This is a genomic window from Streptomyces laculatispora (assembly GCF_017353455.1).
Classification (GTDB): Bacteria; Actinomycetota; Actinomycetes; order Streptomycetales; family Streptomycetaceae; genus Streptomyces; species Streptomyces laculatispora.
This window is the reverse complement of record NZ_JAFMPZ010000410.1, coordinates 1-15386: the sequence shown is the minus strand read 5'-3', so window position 1 is coordinate 15386 and position 15386 is coordinate 1. Positions and strand designations below refer to the sequence as shown.

Genomic DNA, 15386 nt, shown 5'->3' with positions numbered 1-15386 from the left:
GGCTCGATCTGTTCACCCCGGTCAAGGGCTGACACGCCCCCGGATCGGGGACCCGTTCACCCCGATACCAGGGCTTGCACACCCCCGACCGGACCGGGCCCGTACGCGAAGAAGGAACCCCCACGATGAATCACCCCGCCCCGCACACCCTGCGCACCGTCACCGGCGATGTCACAGCCGCTTCGGTACGCGGCCCGGCCCTCGCCCACGAGCACCTCGTTCTCGACCTGGACCAGCGGGGCGACGGCGCAGCCGTCCTCGACCCGCGACGCCACGCGGCGGCGGTGACCGCCGAGCTGAGCGCGCTGCGGGAGGAGTTCGGGCTCTCCCTCGTCGTCGAACTGACGTGCCGGGGCATGGGACGCGATGTACGCGCCCTGGCGGCGATCGCCCGGGACGCACAGGTCGCCGTGGTCGCCGCGACCGGCTGGTACTACGAGCCGTTCCACACCCCGGAGATCGACGCCTGCGACGTGGAACAGCTCACCGAGGTCCTCGTCCGCGAGATCGAGGAGGGCATCGGCACAACCGGCATCCGGCCCGGCGTCCTCGGTGAGATCGGGAGCCACGGGGACGTCCCCACGGCTCCCGAGGCCAAGGTGCTGCGGGCCGGTGCGCGGGCCGCGCGGGCCACCGGCCTCTCCCTCGCCACCCACGCGCAGCTGGGCCGGGGCGGGCTCGCTCAGCTGGAGCTGCTCACCGGTGAGGGTCTGCCCGCCCACCGCGTCAGCATCGGCCACCAGGACCTGCTCGACGACCCGGGCGTCCACCGGGAGCTCGCGGCGAGCGGGGCGTACGTCGCCTTCGACACCGTGGGCAAGTCGCCCTACCAGAGCGACCGGACCCGGCTGCGGCTGCTGCTCGACCTGGTGGAGGCCGGACACGCCGACCGGGCGCTGCTCAGCTGCGACATCTCCCGCCACGGTTACCTGCTGGACGAAGGCGGCCAGGGCTACGGGCACATGTTCCGGAGCTTCCTGCCCGAGCTGCGGGCGGCAGGCGCCGATGACGATCTGATCGACCTGCTGACCCGCCGCAATCCGCTGCGCTTCCTGACCGGCGCGAGCGTGGAGGAGAACTGACATGAACCCCGTACTTCCCGTCACCTTCCCGCTGGCGACAGTCGGCCTGGACGAGGCCGTCGCCACGCAGTTCCGGCTGCTGGAGGCCACCGCGGCCCACTTCGAGGGACAGCAGCTCTTCTCGTCCGACGCGGGAGTCGTCCCCGGTCTCGGCCGGCCCCGCACCACCGCCCGTGTCGAGGCCGTCCTCGCGGACTTCTTCGGAGCCCCGGACGCCGCCTTCGTCCAGGGCGCGGGCACCGGCGCGATCCGGGCCGCCCTCAACGCGGCCGTCCGGGCGGGCGACCCGCTGCTCATCCACCGGGCCCCGGTCTACCGCACCACCGCGGTCACCCTGAGGGGCATCGGCGTGCAAACCGTCGAGGCCGACTTCAACGACGCCCCGGCGCTCGGTGAGGCCCTGGCGTCCGGGCGGTTCAGGTGGGCGTACATCCAGCACACCCGTCAACGGCTCGCCGACTCCTACGATCCGGCCGAGGTCATCGCCGCGTGCCGGGCGGCCGGGGTCCGCACGATCGTCGACGACAACTACGCCGTCATGCGCACTCCCGCCGCCGGTGTGGAGCTGGGAGCGGACGCCTCCTGCTTCTCCCTCTTCAAGCTGCACGGGCCGGAGGGCGTTGGTCTCGTCGTCGGCGCCCGCGATCTGGTCGAGCACGTCCGCCGCGACAACTACTCAGGCGGCGGGCAGGTCCAGGGCCATCAGGCGCTCGACGCCCTGCGCGCCCTCACCCACGTTCCCGTCATGTGGTCCGTGCAGTCCCGGGTGGGTGCCGACATCGCGGAACGGCTGGCGGCCGGCGAAGTGGACGGAGTGGCGGAGGTACGCGTCGCCAACGCCCAGGACCGCTGTCTGCTCGTCCGCCTCGACCGGCCTGTCGCCGCGGCGCTGCCCGCCGCCGCCGCCCGTTTCGGAGCCGCCCCCTACCCCGTCGGCTCCAACTCCCGCTACGAGATCGCCCCGCTCTTCTACCGGATGTCCAGCTCCGCCCTGGACGACTCCCCCGAGCTGGCCGACTGGACGGTACGCATCAATCCGATGCGAGCGGGCGCGGACCTCGTCATCGACATCCTGCGCCGCTCGCTCGCCGCCCTGGACGACCCGAAGGACGACTGACCGTGTTTCTCGACACCGTACTCACCCGCAATCCCGGGCTCGTCGATGCCGCGGCCGCACTGCACCGCAACGGCGAGATCCCGCCCGACACCTACGTCGTCGACCTGGACGCCGTCGAGGCCAACGCCGCACTGCTGGCGGCCGAGGCCGAACGCCTCGGCATCAGCCTCTGGTTCGTCGTCAAGCAGCTCGGCCGCAATCCCGAACTGATCCGGGCCATCGCCCGGCACATCCCCCGCTCGGCCGCCATCGACCCGGCAGAGGCCCGCACCCTGCATGCCGCCGGAGCACAGCCCGGCAACCTCGGACACCTCGTCCAGATTCCCCGGCGCGCGCTGCCCGAAATGCTGGCCTGGCGCCCGGAGACCGTCACGGTCTTCGATCTGGCCAACGCCCGCGCCGTCTCCGACGCGGCGCGCCGCCTCGGCTTCGTCCAGGACATCCTGATCCGGCTCGAAGGCGCAGCCGGCTCCGTCTACCCCGGCCAGGAGGGTGGCGTACCGCTCGACCGTCTGGAGGCCTTCGCCAAGGACGCCGAAGCACTGGACGGCATCCGGATCGCGGGCGTCACCGCCTTCCCCTGCGTCCTGTGCGACCCGGTGACCGGGGTACCCGCCGCCACCCCCAACTTCGGCCTGGCGCTCAAGGCCCGCGAGCTCCTGGCCGCGCGCGGACACCACGGCCTCAAGCTCAGTGCCCCCAGCGCCACCTCGATGGCGTCCCTCCCGCTGCTCGCCGAACTCGGGGCCACCCACGGCGAGCCGGGCCACGCCCTCACCGGCACCACCCCCCTGCACGCCCTCGATCCGGCCCAGCCCGAGAAGCCCGCGTACGTGTACGTCAGCGAGGTCGCCCACACGCTCGACGACGGCCGCCCGGCGATATTCGGCGGCGGCTTCTACACCCGTTCGCACATCCGCAGCGCCCTCCTGCCGCGTACCGGCACCCGTCTGGGCGTTCAGAACGCACCCGCCGAGAACATCGACTACTACCGGCTGCTCGACGCGCCCGCCCGCGCGGCGGACGTCCGTGTCGGGGACACCGCGCTGCTCGCCTTCCGTACCCAGATCTTCGTCACCCGCTCGACCGTCGCCGTCGTCTCCGGGCTCGCCTCCGGCAGCCCCCGGCTGAACGGACTGTACGACGCCCATGGCCGAGCCCTGTAAGGAGCAACTCATGGCCAAGACCGTCATCGTCGTCATCGACGGATTCGGCGTCGGCGCCATGCCCGACGCGGGCACCCTGCGCCCCGGCGACCTCAGCGCCGACACCTGCGGACACGTACTCGACCACTGCCGCACCGCGTTCGGCCGGCCGTTGCGCCTGCCGCTGCTCGGGGCGCTGGGGCTCGGGCTGGTCCACCCGCACCAGGACCTGGCACGCCGCACCCACCTGCCCGTGGCCGCCGGCAAGGCCGCGCTCGGCTACCCGGGCGCGGACACCTTCGCGGGCCATCAGACCATGATGGGCGCCGACTTCAGCCGGGTGACGGTAGCCCGGCTCGCCGACCACCTCGACGAGGTGTCCGACGCGCTGACGGCCGCCGGCCACCGGGTCGAACCGCTGGACGGCAAGCCGCTGCTCGTCGTCGACGGGGCGGTCCTGGTCCACGACAACCTGGAGGCCGATCCCGGAATCAACTGGAACGCCTCCGGCCGCCTCGACGCCCTCCCGTTCGACGGGCCCGGCGGAATCCTCGCCATCGCCCGTACCGTGCGCGCCGTCGCTCCGGTCGCACGGGTCATCGCGGTCGGCGGCCACGCGGACGGTCCGCTCAGCGACTTCGTCCGCCCCGGCGACGGAGGAACGGTCGGCCTGGACACCCCCGCCACCGGCTTCTACCGCAACGGCGGTCTCCAGGTGCAGCACCTGGGCGCCCCGCTCGATCACACCCGCCAGCTTCCCGAGCTGGCAGCCCGGGCCGGGATCCCGGTCACCCTGGTGGGCAAGGCCGCCGACATCCTGGTGTGCGAGGCGGCGACACGTCATCCGGCCGTCGCCACCGCCGACGTGCTGTCGCACACCCTGGACGCGGTACGCGCCGAGGGCGACGCCCTCGTGATCGCGAACGTCCAGGAGACGGACCTGGCAGGACACCAGCAGGACACGGAACGCTACGGGCACCTGCTGGAACAGGTGGACGCCGGGCTCGCCGGACTCGTGGCGCTGCTCGCGGACCCCGGCGACCGGTTGATCGTCACCGGAGACCACGGCAATGACCCCACGATCGGCCACGCGCACCACACCCGGGAGTACGTCCCGGTGCTGATCCACCGGCCCGGCGCGGACGGCGTGGAACTCCTCCCGGACGCACACAGCCTGGCGGACGTCGGCGCCACCGCCGCCCTGTCGCTGGGGCTGGACCCGGAGGGCCTCGCAGGCGGCACCCCGCTCCACACGGGTCGCAGCGCCGCCTGAGTACCTGTCCGATCCGCGGTTTCCGACTGCCAGCGAGTCGGCACCTGGGCCGCCGCTCACAACGTCGATATCGCCTACACCCCGACCAACAGCTCCTGGCTCAACCGGATCGAGGCCCGGTTCACCGCCCTGCGCTACTTCACCCTCGACGGCACCGACCACGCCACCCACAAGGAACAGGGCAGCATGATCCGCCGCTACATCATCTGGCAAAACCGCCATGCCAGCGACTCCCGCCTACGTCAGCTCGCCCGAGCCAGCGTGGCCTGACCAGCGACCACCCGAACGACCAGTCCTCAGCCCGCGGTCCTGGTTTTGATGAGCGGCGCGTCCCGCGTCAACTCCCGGAACCCGAGGCCGTAGTACAGCCCGCGCGCCTGGGGATGCCCCGGCGCACCCAGGCAGGCGACAGTCATATGCGTGGCCCCGGCCGCCCGCGCCAGATGCATCCCGTGCAGAAGCATCGCCCTTGCCAGCCCCAGACGTCGGTAGTCCGGATGCGTCCCGACCGGCTCGAACTCAGCGGTCCCGTTCGCTTCGTCGAGCCACATGATCGTCGAGGATGCCATCGTTCCGTCCGGCGACTCCACCAGGATGTGCAGGTCGCCGCGATACGTCGCCGTCTGCCGGACGCCCTGGTAGTCCTCGGCCGTGTACGTCGAGGGAGCCCAGGCGTCCAGATGGGCCTGGACCGCGGCCTTCGGCCCGGCCTCGTCGGCGGTGCGGAACCGGAATCCGTCTGGCAGTACCGGCTGTTCCACGTCGATGAGGTCCCGCTCGTTGAGCTGGGTCCAGGACCCGGCGTCGCCGAGCGAGGCCGGGTCGGTCTCATAGCCGTGCGCCGCCCATCGCTTCAGGGCGAACTCATCGGCGGCACTCGGCATCACCGTACGCTCGATGTCCGCCGCCGTACCGTCGTACCAGTCGATCACCTCGTCAACCAGCCCGGCGTGGTCGGGATGGACCTGATACGCCAGATAGGCGCCGGTGACGTCCTTCACCGACCCGTCGCACCGCCTCACCTGGCGCGGAAGACAGGCCCAGCTCCACGCCACCAGGTCCCCGCCAGAGAACCACAGCCGACGCCGCCAGCTTGCGCCGTCGCCGGCGTGCCCCTTGCCCCAGTTCCAGGCCAGCTCGCCGAACGTCGCGTCGCTGTTCACCAGGTCCGGGCGGGTGGCGGTGACACGCTGCGCCAGACCCTGCATGAGCTGCACGTCCGCGGCGGTCACAAGCTCGAAGTTCGTCATGGTGCGCCGCGGTGTCAGGGCTCCGCGAAGCCGTCGAACCGTTTTCCGGGGTCGCCGATCGCGGCAGTCAACAGCACCACGCGCGAAGCGCATCGTTGTGGCGGCGGAGCCGATGGCACGCCGGGCGGCCATTTCCTCGATTACGCCGTCCGACTGCGGACATCGACCGCCGCGCGTACATCGGTCTGAAGTTCAGCACGGCGAAGTCGGCGAGGTGGACATCCTCGCGCCGGCCGGCGGGTCGGTAGCCGCGTCAAGACTCCGGTGACGCCGAAAGAGATGATCACCGCGATCCACGCACAGGCCCAGGACGCCCAGGTCGCTGCAGCGGTGACCGGCGACTCCTGAACCGGCCCGAGGTGACGACCAAGGTGACCTCGGTGGACAAGGCCCGCGGGTGGGTGAACCCACTGGCGACGAGCAGGTGGCGACCTCGGCTGCCCCGAACTTGCTGCGCAGGCCGGGCCTCGTGTTCAGGGCGATGAGCAACGACTGTCCGGACTACGGGCAGTGGCGGGGGCCAGGACGTTCTCCTGCCTGCAGCGCAGAGCGGCACCGAGTCGGTATCACGCCAGGTCACAGCCCATAAATATCCGCCTGACCTCAAGAGCCTCGGGAAGCTACCGTGCGAAGCATGATGACACCTACGGGGATGAAGCTGGGGGCAGAGGCTGCGCATCTGCTGGCCACCGCCGACTGCTGTGAGATAGAGCCCGGCCTGAGCGGCGCTGAACTGCGGTGCGTCGAAGAGGAGTACGGGTTTGAGTTTGCCGACGACCATCGCGCCTTCCTGGCAGCCGGGTTGCCGGTGAGTGAGCCGCCTGAGGAAGGCGCCACCTGGGAAAATCCGTGGCCTGACTGGCGTCATGGCGATCCTGCGAAACTGCGGGAACATCTTGAATGGCCGGTCGAAGGCATCGTCATGGCGGTTCAGCATGGCTACTGGCACTCAGGATGGGGACAGCGCCCAGCAGATGCCGATGAAGCGGTCCGTGAGGCCAGGGCGATGCTGGCCCGGGTGCCGAGGCTCGTTCCCGTATACGCGCACCGATTCCTGCCCGCCGGCCACGGGTCTCACGGCCACCCAGTTCTGTCGATCTGGGGGACCGACATCATCTATTACGGTGCTGACCTGGCCGACTACGTCAACCACGAGTTCGATGATTTCAGTGCTCACACCGCTGACGGTGGGAACCCGAGAGCAACCGTCACCTTCTGGCAGGATTTTCTCGCATAACTCCTCCGAGTCGGCTGGCGCGGGCTTGAGTCGACCCGTCATCGCGGTCTGGTGATGACGGGCATGCCGAGGTCGGTGGGTCCACTCTGGCCGTTGCCGCGGGACCGTTCTCAGCTGCGGTCGGAGGCCGCAAGCTTCTCGTCGGCCTTGATGAGACTGACCTGGAGTCCTGGGATCTCGCCGAGCCAACCATTCCTCTTGGCTCCTTGTGTGCTCGGAGAGGTTGCGGGCGACCTCGATCAACCGGGGCCGCTGTCTGGGGAAACCCACAGCATCGGGCAGCGCGGACACGAGCGCTCCTGTTGGCACGGGGTTCCGTAAAGCCGTGCGCAGTCGCCGAGCTCCAGCTTTCGCGTGTGGAAGTGTTGCCGGAACGCACGCCTGACCGACTACTTCTCAAACGCCCCTGCCAGGACAAAACGCTCGCTGAACTTGTTCTTCAAGGTCTCAGTCAGTCAGCGCAGCAGGGCGTTTGTGAACGTCTCGCGGTGGGTGACCAACCAGGCCTGCATGCGGTCCCAGCGTTCCCAGCCACCGCGCTCGGTCAGCGTCTGGACGTAGACCGGGTCGCCGTCGGCCACACGGTCGGCGACGAAGTCCCGGCAGGTCTGGGTGGCCTGTTCGATGACGCCGGGCAGCTCGGCGCGTTCCCGCGGGGAGAGGCCGTAGCTGTCGGCGAGGATCCGCAGCCGTGCGGGCGCGTCCAAACCTGCGGGGTAGAGGGCGGCGGCAGATGCGGGATCGAGCATGGGGGCCCAGTAGCGGGCGGTCATGGCGACGTCCCAGAGGGGGCGTCCCGGGGCCGCCAGGTCGAAATCGATCAGGGCGAATGCCTGGCCGTCGCGGAAGACGATGTTGTCCGGGCAGACGTCGTTGTGGCACAGCATTGTTCCTCCCGCCGGGTCTGCCAGGTCCCGGGGCCACGTGGCACGGGTGTCGATCGGGATGGCCGCGCCTGCCTCGTGCAGGCGTCGCAGCAGGCTTCCCACCGATCGCAGTGCGGTCTGTGTCATCGCCCAGCGCGGAAATGGCGGCAGGGCGACATCACCGGGGATGAAGGACAGCTGCTCACGGCCGTCCGTGGTGAGACGGACCGGCGTTGGAGCCGCGTCAAAGCCGTGTTCTTTCAGCGCGAGAAGGTGGATGTGCAAGGCGCGCGCGGTGCGCGGCGCCGGGCGTTCCACCAAAGCACCCCGGCGGAAGACTGCACCCGCGTTTGCCATGCCGCCGACCAGCAATTCCGCGTTGTCCGGCTCGTCCTCAGCCATCATGTCGATCACGCTATCGCCGGGCCGGCTCCTGGGTGGGCCGGTCTCGAAATGTGCCTCGAACTTGGCCGCTCACCCGGTACTCGCCGGACGTGAACAGGGCCTTCGCCTGATCCTCCAGGAGCCTGGACGGGCTGCGGACAGGCGAGGCCGCCGTGGCGTCCGCCGCGGTGCGGGCCGGGCGTTCGGAGTGCTGGTTCGTGGCGCCTGCCGTCGATGCCCTGGACGGTGGCCCGGTGCCCGCCGACCGCAACGTGCCTCCGTGGAAGGCTGGTCGACGAAACGGCACGGTCAGGTCCGGACGGAGCTGCTCGGCACGGGTGCGGTGGTGGAGGCGCAGCGGGCACGGGCAAGGTCGGCAGGGGTACTGACCCGGAGAGTTGTTGACACGGGTGATGCGTGACGGGACCTGCTGGCGGAATACGGTCCTTGGGCCGTGGCGCCCTGCCCGTGGGATCGTGCGCCACGGGCAGCGATCGTGTCCGGTCCTGGTGCTGACCGTGCTGCAAGCCGGGCCCGGCGCGACCTGATTGGTCATCGGCTTGCGTGCCCACCGAAAACGCTGACCGCTTCTACGGTGAATTCAGCGGCCAGACGGGTGACTTGGCCTTCCACGGACTTCCCCCTGGTTGACGGGGCCGCTATGCCTGTTGCCCGTGATCAAGAACCTGCTACGCGCTGGGACGGCGGTTGTCCTCGCTGCCCTGCCTCTCACCTTGACCGGTCCCGCACATGCCGCGGACAGCTCCGCGGTGTCGCGGGCGAACCCGTGCGCCGCCGTCGTCGCGCCCATCGGCTATGCCTGTGTCCCCGCGCCCAAGCAGTGCATCACAGCGCCGTGTTACCAGTACGACATCGTGCCGCTCCTGCCCGCGCCCTGGCTCCCGGTCCGGTCCCGGACAGCGTGAACCCGGAATTCCCCAGCAGACCGGTGCGGCCGATGCAGCACCGCTGATCGCGGACGTCTCCACGCGCGAGGCCCTGGAGGACCGGGCTGCCTGCGGGGATGGGTGGTCCCGGCGGTGGGGCGCGTCGTGGAGGCGGCTCCGAGCGCTCCGATCAGTACGTTCGTGGAACGCGGTGTGGTGCCCTCGGTGGAGGTACTGGCCGAACTGGTACCGCAGCTGGTCGCTTCCACCCATGCGCAGGCGTATCAGGACGGGGCGTTGCGCACCCTGATGGCCGCGCACTACCGGGCGCTGCGCAACCGCCGCTCGCTCCTCCTGCTCAGCCTCGAAAGGCAGGTGCACGTCGAGGAACTGCCCTGGGTCCGTGCGGTCGCCGCAAACCGCGTCGCCGATCAGGATCACGAGCCTGCCCTCTCCGGGCTCCGTCAGCTCGGCGAACTGGCCGTGCGGGCGTTCCCCGGCACCATCCTGCCCAACCCGCTGATCCGCGAACTCGGCGTGCTCGCCCGGCAGGCCGAAGCCGGAGCGCCGCTGGTCGAGGAGTTGGCCCCGGACATCTTCATGGGCACCTTCACGCCGAAGTTCCTCGCGGCGGCGCGGGTCGCCGCCGAACTGCTCGGCAGCAGGCTGTACGAGCGCTACTACGGCATCGACTGCACGGCGGTCCGCGACCTCGCGATCACCAAGGCGAGCAAGTCACCGAACCGTCGGCGGCAGCCTCGTCCTCGACGGCAGCGGTCCTGCCATTCCCCGGTGCCGCCGAGCCTTGAGCCGGTTCGTCGTGCGTGGTTCGATCAGGTTGCTCGTACATCGGTTACCTCGGCCCCTCCGGGCTCGTCATAGCCATGACGGAACTCGCTTGAGGGAGGCGGCAACATGACCGGACCGGCTCCGGACGAAGCCCTGGCAGGAGCCTTCGAGCAGCAGCGCGGGCGCCTCTTGGCAGTGGCCCACCGGATGCTCGGATCGCGGGCCGACGCCGAGGACGCGGTTCAAGAGGCATGGCTGAGGCTGGCCCGCCAGGACCCGGCCTCGATCGACAACCTCGCCGGCTGGCTGACCACCGTGGTCGGCCGGGTCTGCATCGACGTGCTGCGCTCGCGCAAGGCCCGGCCCGAGGCGTCGTACGACGACCGGCTGCCCGAACTGGTGGTGATGGAGGACGGAGACGGAGCGCCCGAGGACGACGCGCTGCTCGCCGAATCGGTCGGGCTGGCGCTGCTGGTGGTGCTCGACACGCTCCATCCCACCCAGCGGCTGGCGTTCGTGCTCCACGACATGTTCGCGGTGCCGTTCGAGGAGATCGGTCAGATCATCGGCAAATCCGCGGACGCCGCCAAGATGCTCGCCAGCCGGGCCCGTCGGAAGGTGCAGGACACGCCTCGTCCAACCGATGAGCGGCAGCAGCAGCGCCCCGTGGTCGATGCGTTCCTCGCGGCGGCGCGGGGCGGAGACTTCGAGGCGCTGTTGCGGGTGCTCGACCCGGACGTGACGTTGAGCTCGCACACCCCGCGTAGCGTGGTCGTCAGGACGGGGGCGGCCGAGGTGGCCCGCAGGGTCCAGCGCGGCGCCCGTGCCGTGGCGACTGCGCGCCGCACCCTCGTCAACGGTCGCCCCGGGGTCGTGGTGTGGAACGCGCACGGCAAGCTGCTGGGCGTGATCGCGTGCACCGTGGCCGATGGCCGGATCGTCGAGATCATTACGGTGAATGACCCGGAACGCCTCGCGTCCATGGGTCTCGCCGCACGTCCTGACTGAGGGCTGTGCGTGGCCGTCGGTGGCGCGGGCGAGGACAACGGACTCTCCGTGTGTTCGTGTTCGCGCAGCGCTGCCGATGGCGGCTCCGGTCTGCCCGGCCCTCGAAACGTGCCCTTGCAGGCCCGCCGTTGGTGGTGCGGGTGCGGGTTCCGCCCGAACGGTCGATGAGTTCCGCCTCGCCGAGTCGTCCGCGTATGAGGAACGTCCCCCCTCTGCACCTGCGGGAGACCCGGGACCAGATGACAAGGACCGTGGACGCGGTGGGCCAGGAGAACGTGAGCGCCGGCCTGACTTTCGCCGCGGGGCACGGCAGGGTAGGCAAGGTTTCAGACAGAAATAGATCCTGCTCATGCGAGCTTCTGACCCAATGTCTGATATCTCGAACCACAGGCCGTTGGCACCGCGCGCCACCCGCATGGAAATCGATGTCTATGGAGTGGCCATGGAACCGGCCAAGATGGTTGCGGCGGTGTGTCTGGCCGTACGTGTGCCATGCGCGTGGGCGATGCGTGTGGCGTCGGCCGGCTGAGAGCTCGTTTCGGCGCGCGGCAGGATCCGTCAGCGCTTGTTCCGGACGTCCGCGGCACGGCAGGCCGCCGCTCGCCGCGAGGAAGCCGTTCCTCGCCGCCAGACTCGTCACGGCGCCGCGTGCCGAACGCCGACGATCCGCACAACCCTTATCGGTCCCACTACTTGCTGACCAGCAGGTCGGGGCGGGAGCGGAGTGAGCCCCAGGCCAACCGGCGCTGAGCATCGACTCCGCCGCCCGCACCAGGCAGTCGCCGTCGGCCACCAGGCTCCGGACGGTCAGGGCGGGCTCCACTCCCGCCTATCCCTGCGAGGCCTTGCTGGATACCCGCGGTCCTTTGACTACAGCAATCGGTACCTATTGCATGTCATCGGTGCGCCCACTCCCCTGCCCCAGCCTGAAGCGATCGAATACCGGCGACCACTGGGCACCGACGCGGCTGCGGCGCGGCTCTCCGCCGTCACGAACGAGCGGATGCCCGGCGGGAACGGCCGTGCGGTCGACCGGTCGACCGGTCGACCGGTCAGCCGGTCAGCCGGTCAGCCGGTCAGCCGGTCACAGCCAACCAGCCCGCTTACCGACGAATGCGGCAATGTCGGCGACGGAACCCGTGGTCGTATCGACGGTGAAGTCGTCGACCGCGGATCGGTCAAGGATTCTGTCCAGTTCAACGGACCGGTCGAGATGCCATCGCAGCGCGTCGGGTTCGCCGTCATGACGGCCGGCCAGGCGCCGGTGGATGACGTCGTGCTCGGCCCTGAGGCGGCACACCGTGAGATCGACACCTACCGCATCGGCCAGTTGTTTCCGCTCGCCCTGCTGCTCGATCACACCGGCGAGCACGAGACGCTTCGCTCCCGCATCGAGGTAATTGCCGGAGACGCTTCGCACGTTCCGCAGCAGCATGCCGAAATTGAAACGGTCGCCGGGAGGCGCGGGCCACGACTGCCTCAACCGGTCGAGGTCGAGCACGGCGTGGGAGACCCCGGCGTCGGCGAGGAGATCGCCCACCGCCTCGGCGGCAGTTGTCTTGCCCACACCAACGGTGCCGTTGATCAGAAGGGCGTAAGCGTCCCCGTGGCCATCTACACGCATTCCGGCATCGTACGTCGTCGAGCGGCACCGGTCCGGGGCGTGCCCCTTGCCTGCCCGCAATGATGGGGTTCTCCGCAGGACGCCGAACCGGGCCCCGGCGCCCTGTTGGTAGGATTCACCGCCTTTGGGTGGCCCGAGCTTTGGGTGGGGCCTCAGCCTTGACGGGGGCCGCGCGATGCGATTCGCCTGCCGGAATTTCGGTGTGTCCGATCTCCCGCGGCGTGGACTCACTCCGAGCGAAGCCCCGCTGGAGGTCCTGCTCCTGGACATCGACGCGGAGCTGAGCGTCCGGGACGATGAGGGTCGGCTGCTGTCCGAGGAGATGTTCCCCGTTGCCGAGCTGGCCTACTGGCCCATGCACTGGTTGCAGAGCCCGGATGCCGGGGGGCGGGACTTCGAGCTCGACTCGATGTCCGCGGATCGCGGGCTGATCTGGATCGTGCGGTCCGAAGAGGGGTGGCGCGTCGGATCCAACCTTGAGCCAGGCGTGCGGACTTCTCCCGTCGCCTGGGATCTCCTGGTGGACGAGATCAGACGTTTCGTACACTGCGTGCGCGAAGGCGTTGAACTGGCGGGCCCTGGCCCGCGTCTCGGCCGCCGAGAGCACATGAGCGACATCGTCCAAGCCATCGCTGGCCGTACTCTCCCATCAGCAGACCCTGGCCCTGATCCCGGTACGGCAGATGTGAACACCAAGCCCCGCCGGGACCCTCGACGTCTCGCCCCATACCTTGCTCGAGCTCGTTAGGTTTCGGCTATGACTGGTGATTGGCGAACGGATCGCATCGGAACTGCGCTGCGGGGCGAGAACCCCACTGTGCTGCGGCGGCTTGAGTCGGGGTTTGCGGTGATCGGCGACGTTCAGTTCCTCCCGGGCTATTCGGTTCTCCTCGTGGATGAACCGAATGTTCAACGGCTGTCCGACCTGCCGAAGGCCAAGCGGCTGTCGTTCCTGTCCGACATGGACCAGTTGGGCGAAGCGGTTGAGCGGGCCTGTCGACGGCTGGACCCGGCCTTTCGTCGGGTCAATCTGGAGATCCTGGGGAACACGGACCCGTTCCTGCACGCCCATGTCTGGCCTCGGTTCGAGTGGGAGACTGCCGATCGGGTGGGTGCGCCGGTGTGGCTCTATCCGCGTGACCGGTGGAGAGACGAGCGGTTCAGCCTCGGTCCGCAGCACGGTGTGTTACGGGATGCGATTGGCAGCGAACTGGACCAGTTGCGCTCGATGGCCTGAACCCGAAAGAGATCACCCGGTGGATGGGGAATCAGCAGGCAGGTTTGCCCCGCCCCCGAGCGAGGGGGCGGGGCAAACCAACGAGCCGCACCGGAGAGGACGGGGGTCGCATTGCTGTCAGGCTTCTCCGACGGTCAGTTCGAGAAGCTGCCGTGCCGTCCCGACCGGGTCGACGATCTGGTGCAGATGAGCTCCGGGCAGGTGCGCGGTCCGCCAGCCGCGTTCCTGGGCGTCGGTGGCCATGTCCTCGTACGGGGGGCCGAACAGCAAGTACGAACAGGGGTGGTCGTCCCAGCCCTCGGGGACCGGGATGTGCTGCTCGTAGTAGGCGAGCGGAAGCCTGGGCTGCTCGGCGACGACCTTCCGGCGCATCGCCGGACCGGAGAACATGGGCGCGATGTCGGCCTCGTCCCACCAGTCGGTCCAGCGCGGCAGTGTGCCGTTCACCGCCATCGGACGGAGGAAATCCAGCAGTTCGGGCGGGGCAACGGGAGTCGGCCCGGTGCGGGCCGGCAGCGCGGCATCGACGAAGACCGAGTCGGTCACCGGATGGTCCAGCACCGAGCGGACAGACGGGAGGAACAGACCCGCGTTGCTGTGCGCCACCAGGATGAGAGGGTGATCCGTGGGGACGCCCTGGAGGCCGGTCCGGACGGCTTCGGCAGCCCGCGGCCAGAACGGTGGTTCACCGGCGCCCACGTGCAGCAGGGACGGCACGCGTACCTGATGTCCCATGGCGGTCAGCCGTTCGGCCACCGGGTTCCAGGTGGAGGGACCCACGGACGGACTGTGCACGAGCACGAAGATCGGTTGCATGTGGGCATCCTGTAGCTGCCCCACCGCCGCTCGCGACCGGCTTGGCTGACGGCGAACGGGGCGCACGAACTCCCCACGCGAATACCGAACAGTCTTGGCTCAAGCTCAGGCCGCGAGCGGCATCGCGACCGTCACCATGGCCAGCAGCCCGATGTACGCCCAGGCATGGGTACGGTCGGGGATCCGCGGCGGGCGCCTCCGCAGCACCGCGATCACCGGCAGCGCTCCGAGAAGCAGGGCCGAGGCGGCGCGGAGGTCGACGAGACCGGCCAGGTGCACATGCGCGTCCCCGGCGGCGGGGACCACGGCGCCGCACAGGGACACCGCGGTGGCCGGGAGCGCGATGGCGAGGGTGAGGGGGTTGGCCAGGGCGGTCGCCACCTGCATCGTGTGCCCGGCCCGCCGCATCGCGGGGACGGTCATGACGCTGCCTCCCACGCCGAGGATGGCCGCGACCGCCCCGACCGGCGCGCCGAGGACGGCGCGCAGCGGACGCGGAGCACCGGGGGCCGCCTCGCCCCCCGTGTGCGGGCGCAGGAATCCCGGGCGCAGGAGCAGGTCGGCGATGGTGAGAGCGACGTACGCGACGAAGGCCCACCGGGCCAGATCGGCCGGGGCGAGCCGGGTGGCGACCGCTCCGGCCGAGGCGCCGACCGCCAGGAGGAGGAGCA

Annotated in this window: 14 protein-coding genes and 2 pseudogenes; 11 read left to right on the top strand and 5 right to left on the bottom strand. The window is 69.9% G+C overall.

The window, feature by feature from the left end; translation table 11 throughout:
- The first annotated feature begins 125 nt into the window (after positions 1 to 125).
- The 5 genes and pseudogenes from J1C73_RS20815 to J1C73_RS35785 all read left to right on the top strand — a co-directional run.
- Positions 126 to 1082 carry a phosphotriesterase family protein gene (locus J1C73_RS20815; protein WP_207317748.1) on the top strand — a complete coding sequence of 319 codons (957 nt, stop codon included), beginning with the start codon at positions 126 to 128 and terminating at the stop codon, positions 1080 to 1082.
- Between the two features lies 1 nt (position 1083).
- Positions 1084 to 2199: an aminotransferase class V-fold PLP-dependent enzyme gene (locus J1C73_RS20810; protein WP_207317747.1), complete on the top strand. Its 1116-nt coding sequence runs from the start codon at positions 1084 to 1086 to the stop codon at positions 2197 to 2199.
- A gap of 2 nt (positions 2200 to 2201) precedes the next feature.
- A complete protein-coding gene (locus J1C73_RS20805; RefSeq protein WP_207317746.1) occupies positions 2202 to 3365 on the top strand; it encodes an alanine racemase in 1164 nt (387 codons plus the stop codon).
- A gap of 10 nt (positions 3366 to 3375) precedes the next feature.
- Entirely contained in the window at positions 3376 to 4617 is a 1242-nt protein-coding gene (locus J1C73_RS20800) for a phosphopentomutase (protein ID WP_207317745.1), read from the top strand.
- A 27-nt stretch (positions 4618 to 4644) separates the two neighbouring features.
- Positions 4645 to 4887: pseudogene (locus J1C73_RS35785) on the top strand (IS630 family transposase); the annotation flags it as partial.
- A gap of 26 nt (positions 4888 to 4913) precedes the next feature.
- On the opposite strand, the gene J1C73_RS20795 reads toward J1C73_RS35785, so the two are convergent.
- The gene (locus J1C73_RS20795; protein WP_207317744.1) at positions 4914 to 5867 is read right to left on the bottom strand and encodes a GNAT family N-acetyltransferase; all 954 of its coding nucleotides are present in this window, start codon (positions 5865 to 5867) and stop codon (positions 4914 to 4916) included.
- A 216-nt stretch (positions 5868 to 6083) separates the two neighbouring features.
- Between J1C73_RS20795 and J1C73_RS36085 the strand changes: the two are divergent.
- Positions 6084 to 6215 (top strand): annotated as a pseudogene (locus tag J1C73_RS36085) (DUF6192 family protein); the annotation flags it as partial.
- A 286-nt stretch (positions 6216 to 6501) separates the two neighbouring features.
- A complete protein-coding gene (locus J1C73_RS20790; RefSeq protein ID WP_207317743.1) occupies positions 6502 to 7104 on the top strand; it encodes a hypothetical protein in 603 nt (200 codons plus the stop codon).
- Positions 7105 to 7559: 455 nt separating this feature from the next.
- On the opposite strand, the gene J1C73_RS20785 is transcribed toward J1C73_RS20790, so the two are convergent.
- A complete protein-coding gene (locus J1C73_RS20785; RefSeq protein WP_207317749.1) occupies positions 7560 to 8375 on the bottom strand; it encodes a phosphotransferase in 816 nt (271 codons plus the stop codon).
- 1067 nt (positions 8376 to 9442) lie between these two features.
- Here J1C73_RS20785 and J1C73_RS20780 point away from each other — a divergent pair.
- Together J1C73_RS20780 and J1C73_RS20775 are read left to right on the top strand one after the other, a co-directional pair.
- Positions 9443 to 10123, top strand: coding sequence for a hypothetical protein (locus J1C73_RS20780; protein ID WP_207317742.1), 681 nt, complete (start codon positions 9443 to 9445; stop codon positions 10121 to 10123).
- Between the two features lie 33 nt (positions 10124 to 10156).
- On the top strand, positions 10157 to 11038 hold the full coding sequence (locus tag J1C73_RS20775) for a sigma-70 family RNA polymerase sigma factor (protein WP_207317741.1): 882 nt from the start codon (positions 10157 to 10159) through the stop codon (positions 11036 to 11038).
- A gap of 1084 nt (positions 11039 to 12122) precedes the next feature.
- On the opposite strand, the gene J1C73_RS20770 is transcribed toward J1C73_RS20775, so the two are convergent.
- Positions 12123 to 12662: an AAA family ATPase gene (locus J1C73_RS20770; RefSeq protein WP_207317740.1), complete on the bottom strand. Its 540-nt coding sequence runs from the start codon at positions 12660 to 12662 to the stop codon at positions 12123 to 12125.
- 175 nt (positions 12663 to 12837) lie between these two features.
- On the opposite strand from J1C73_RS20770, the gene J1C73_RS36235 reads away from it, so the two are divergent.
- A complete protein-coding gene (locus J1C73_RS36235) occupies positions 12838 to 13410 on the top strand; it encodes a DUF7878 domain-containing protein (protein ID WP_443732222.1) in 573 nt (190 codons plus the stop codon).
- 9 nt (positions 13411 to 13419) lie between these two features.
- Entirely contained in the window at positions 13420 to 13899 is a 480-nt protein-coding gene (locus J1C73_RS20765) for an HIT family protein (RefSeq protein WP_207317739.1), read from the top strand.
- A gap of 117 nt (positions 13900 to 14016) precedes the next feature.
- On the opposite strand, the gene J1C73_RS20760 is transcribed toward J1C73_RS20765, so the two are convergent.
- Both J1C73_RS20760 and J1C73_RS20755 read right to left on the bottom strand, forming a co-directional pair.
- Positions 14017 to 14715: an alpha/beta hydrolase gene (locus tag J1C73_RS20760; RefSeq protein WP_207317738.1), complete on the bottom strand. Its 699-nt coding sequence runs from the start codon at positions 14713 to 14715 to the stop codon at positions 14017 to 14019.
- A 105-nt stretch (positions 14716 to 14820) separates the two neighbouring features.
- Positions 14821 to 15386: TSUP family transporter (locus J1C73_RS20755; RefSeq protein WP_207317737.1), on the bottom strand; the 566-nt coding region annotated here is incomplete at its 5' end.

What these genes read in the sequence shown, in the direction of transcription:
- J1C73_RS20770 (WP_207317740.1), bottom strand. Translation starts at nt 12,662, where the DNA reads ATGCGTGTAGATGGCCACGGGGACGCTTACGCCCTTCTGATCAACGGC.
- J1C73_RS20765 (WP_207317739.1), top strand. Translation starts at nt 13,420, where the DNA reads ATGACTGGTGATTGGCGAACGGATCGCATCGGAACTGCGCTGCGGGGC.
- J1C73_RS36235 (WP_443732222.1), top strand. Translation starts at nt 12,838, where the DNA reads ATGCGATTCGCCTGCCGGAATTTCGGTGTGTCCGATCTCCCGCGGCGT.
- J1C73_RS20760 (WP_207317738.1), bottom strand. Translation starts at nt 14,715, where the DNA reads ATGCAACCGATCTTCGTGCTCGTGCACAGTCCGTCCGTGGGTCCCTCC.
- J1C73_RS20785 (WP_207317749.1), bottom strand. Translation starts at nt 8,375, where the DNA reads ATGATGGCTGAGGACGAGCCGGACAACGCGGAATTGCTGGTCGGCGGC.
- J1C73_RS20775 (WP_207317741.1), top strand. Translation starts at nt 10,157, where the DNA reads ATGACCGGACCGGCTCCGGACGAAGCCCTGGCAGGAGCCTTCGAGCAG.
- J1C73_RS20810 (WP_207317747.1), top strand. Translation starts at nt 1,084, where the DNA reads ATGAACCCCGTACTTCCCGTCACCTTCCCGCTGGCGACAGTCGGCCTG.
- J1C73_RS20790 (WP_207317743.1), top strand. Translation starts at nt 6,502, where the DNA reads ATGATGACACCTACGGGGATGAAGCTGGGGGCAGAGGCTGCGCATCTG.
- J1C73_RS20800 (WP_207317745.1), top strand. Translation starts at nt 3,376, where the DNA reads ATGGCCAAGACCGTCATCGTCGTCATCGACGGATTCGGCGTCGGCGCC.
- J1C73_RS20795 (WP_207317744.1), bottom strand. Translation starts at nt 5,867, where the DNA reads ATGACGAACTTCGAGCTTGTGACCGCCGCGGACGTGCAGCTCATGCAG.
- J1C73_RS20815 (WP_207317748.1), top strand. Translation starts at nt 126, where the DNA reads ATGAATCACCCCGCCCCGCACACCCTGCGCACCGTCACCGGCGATGTC.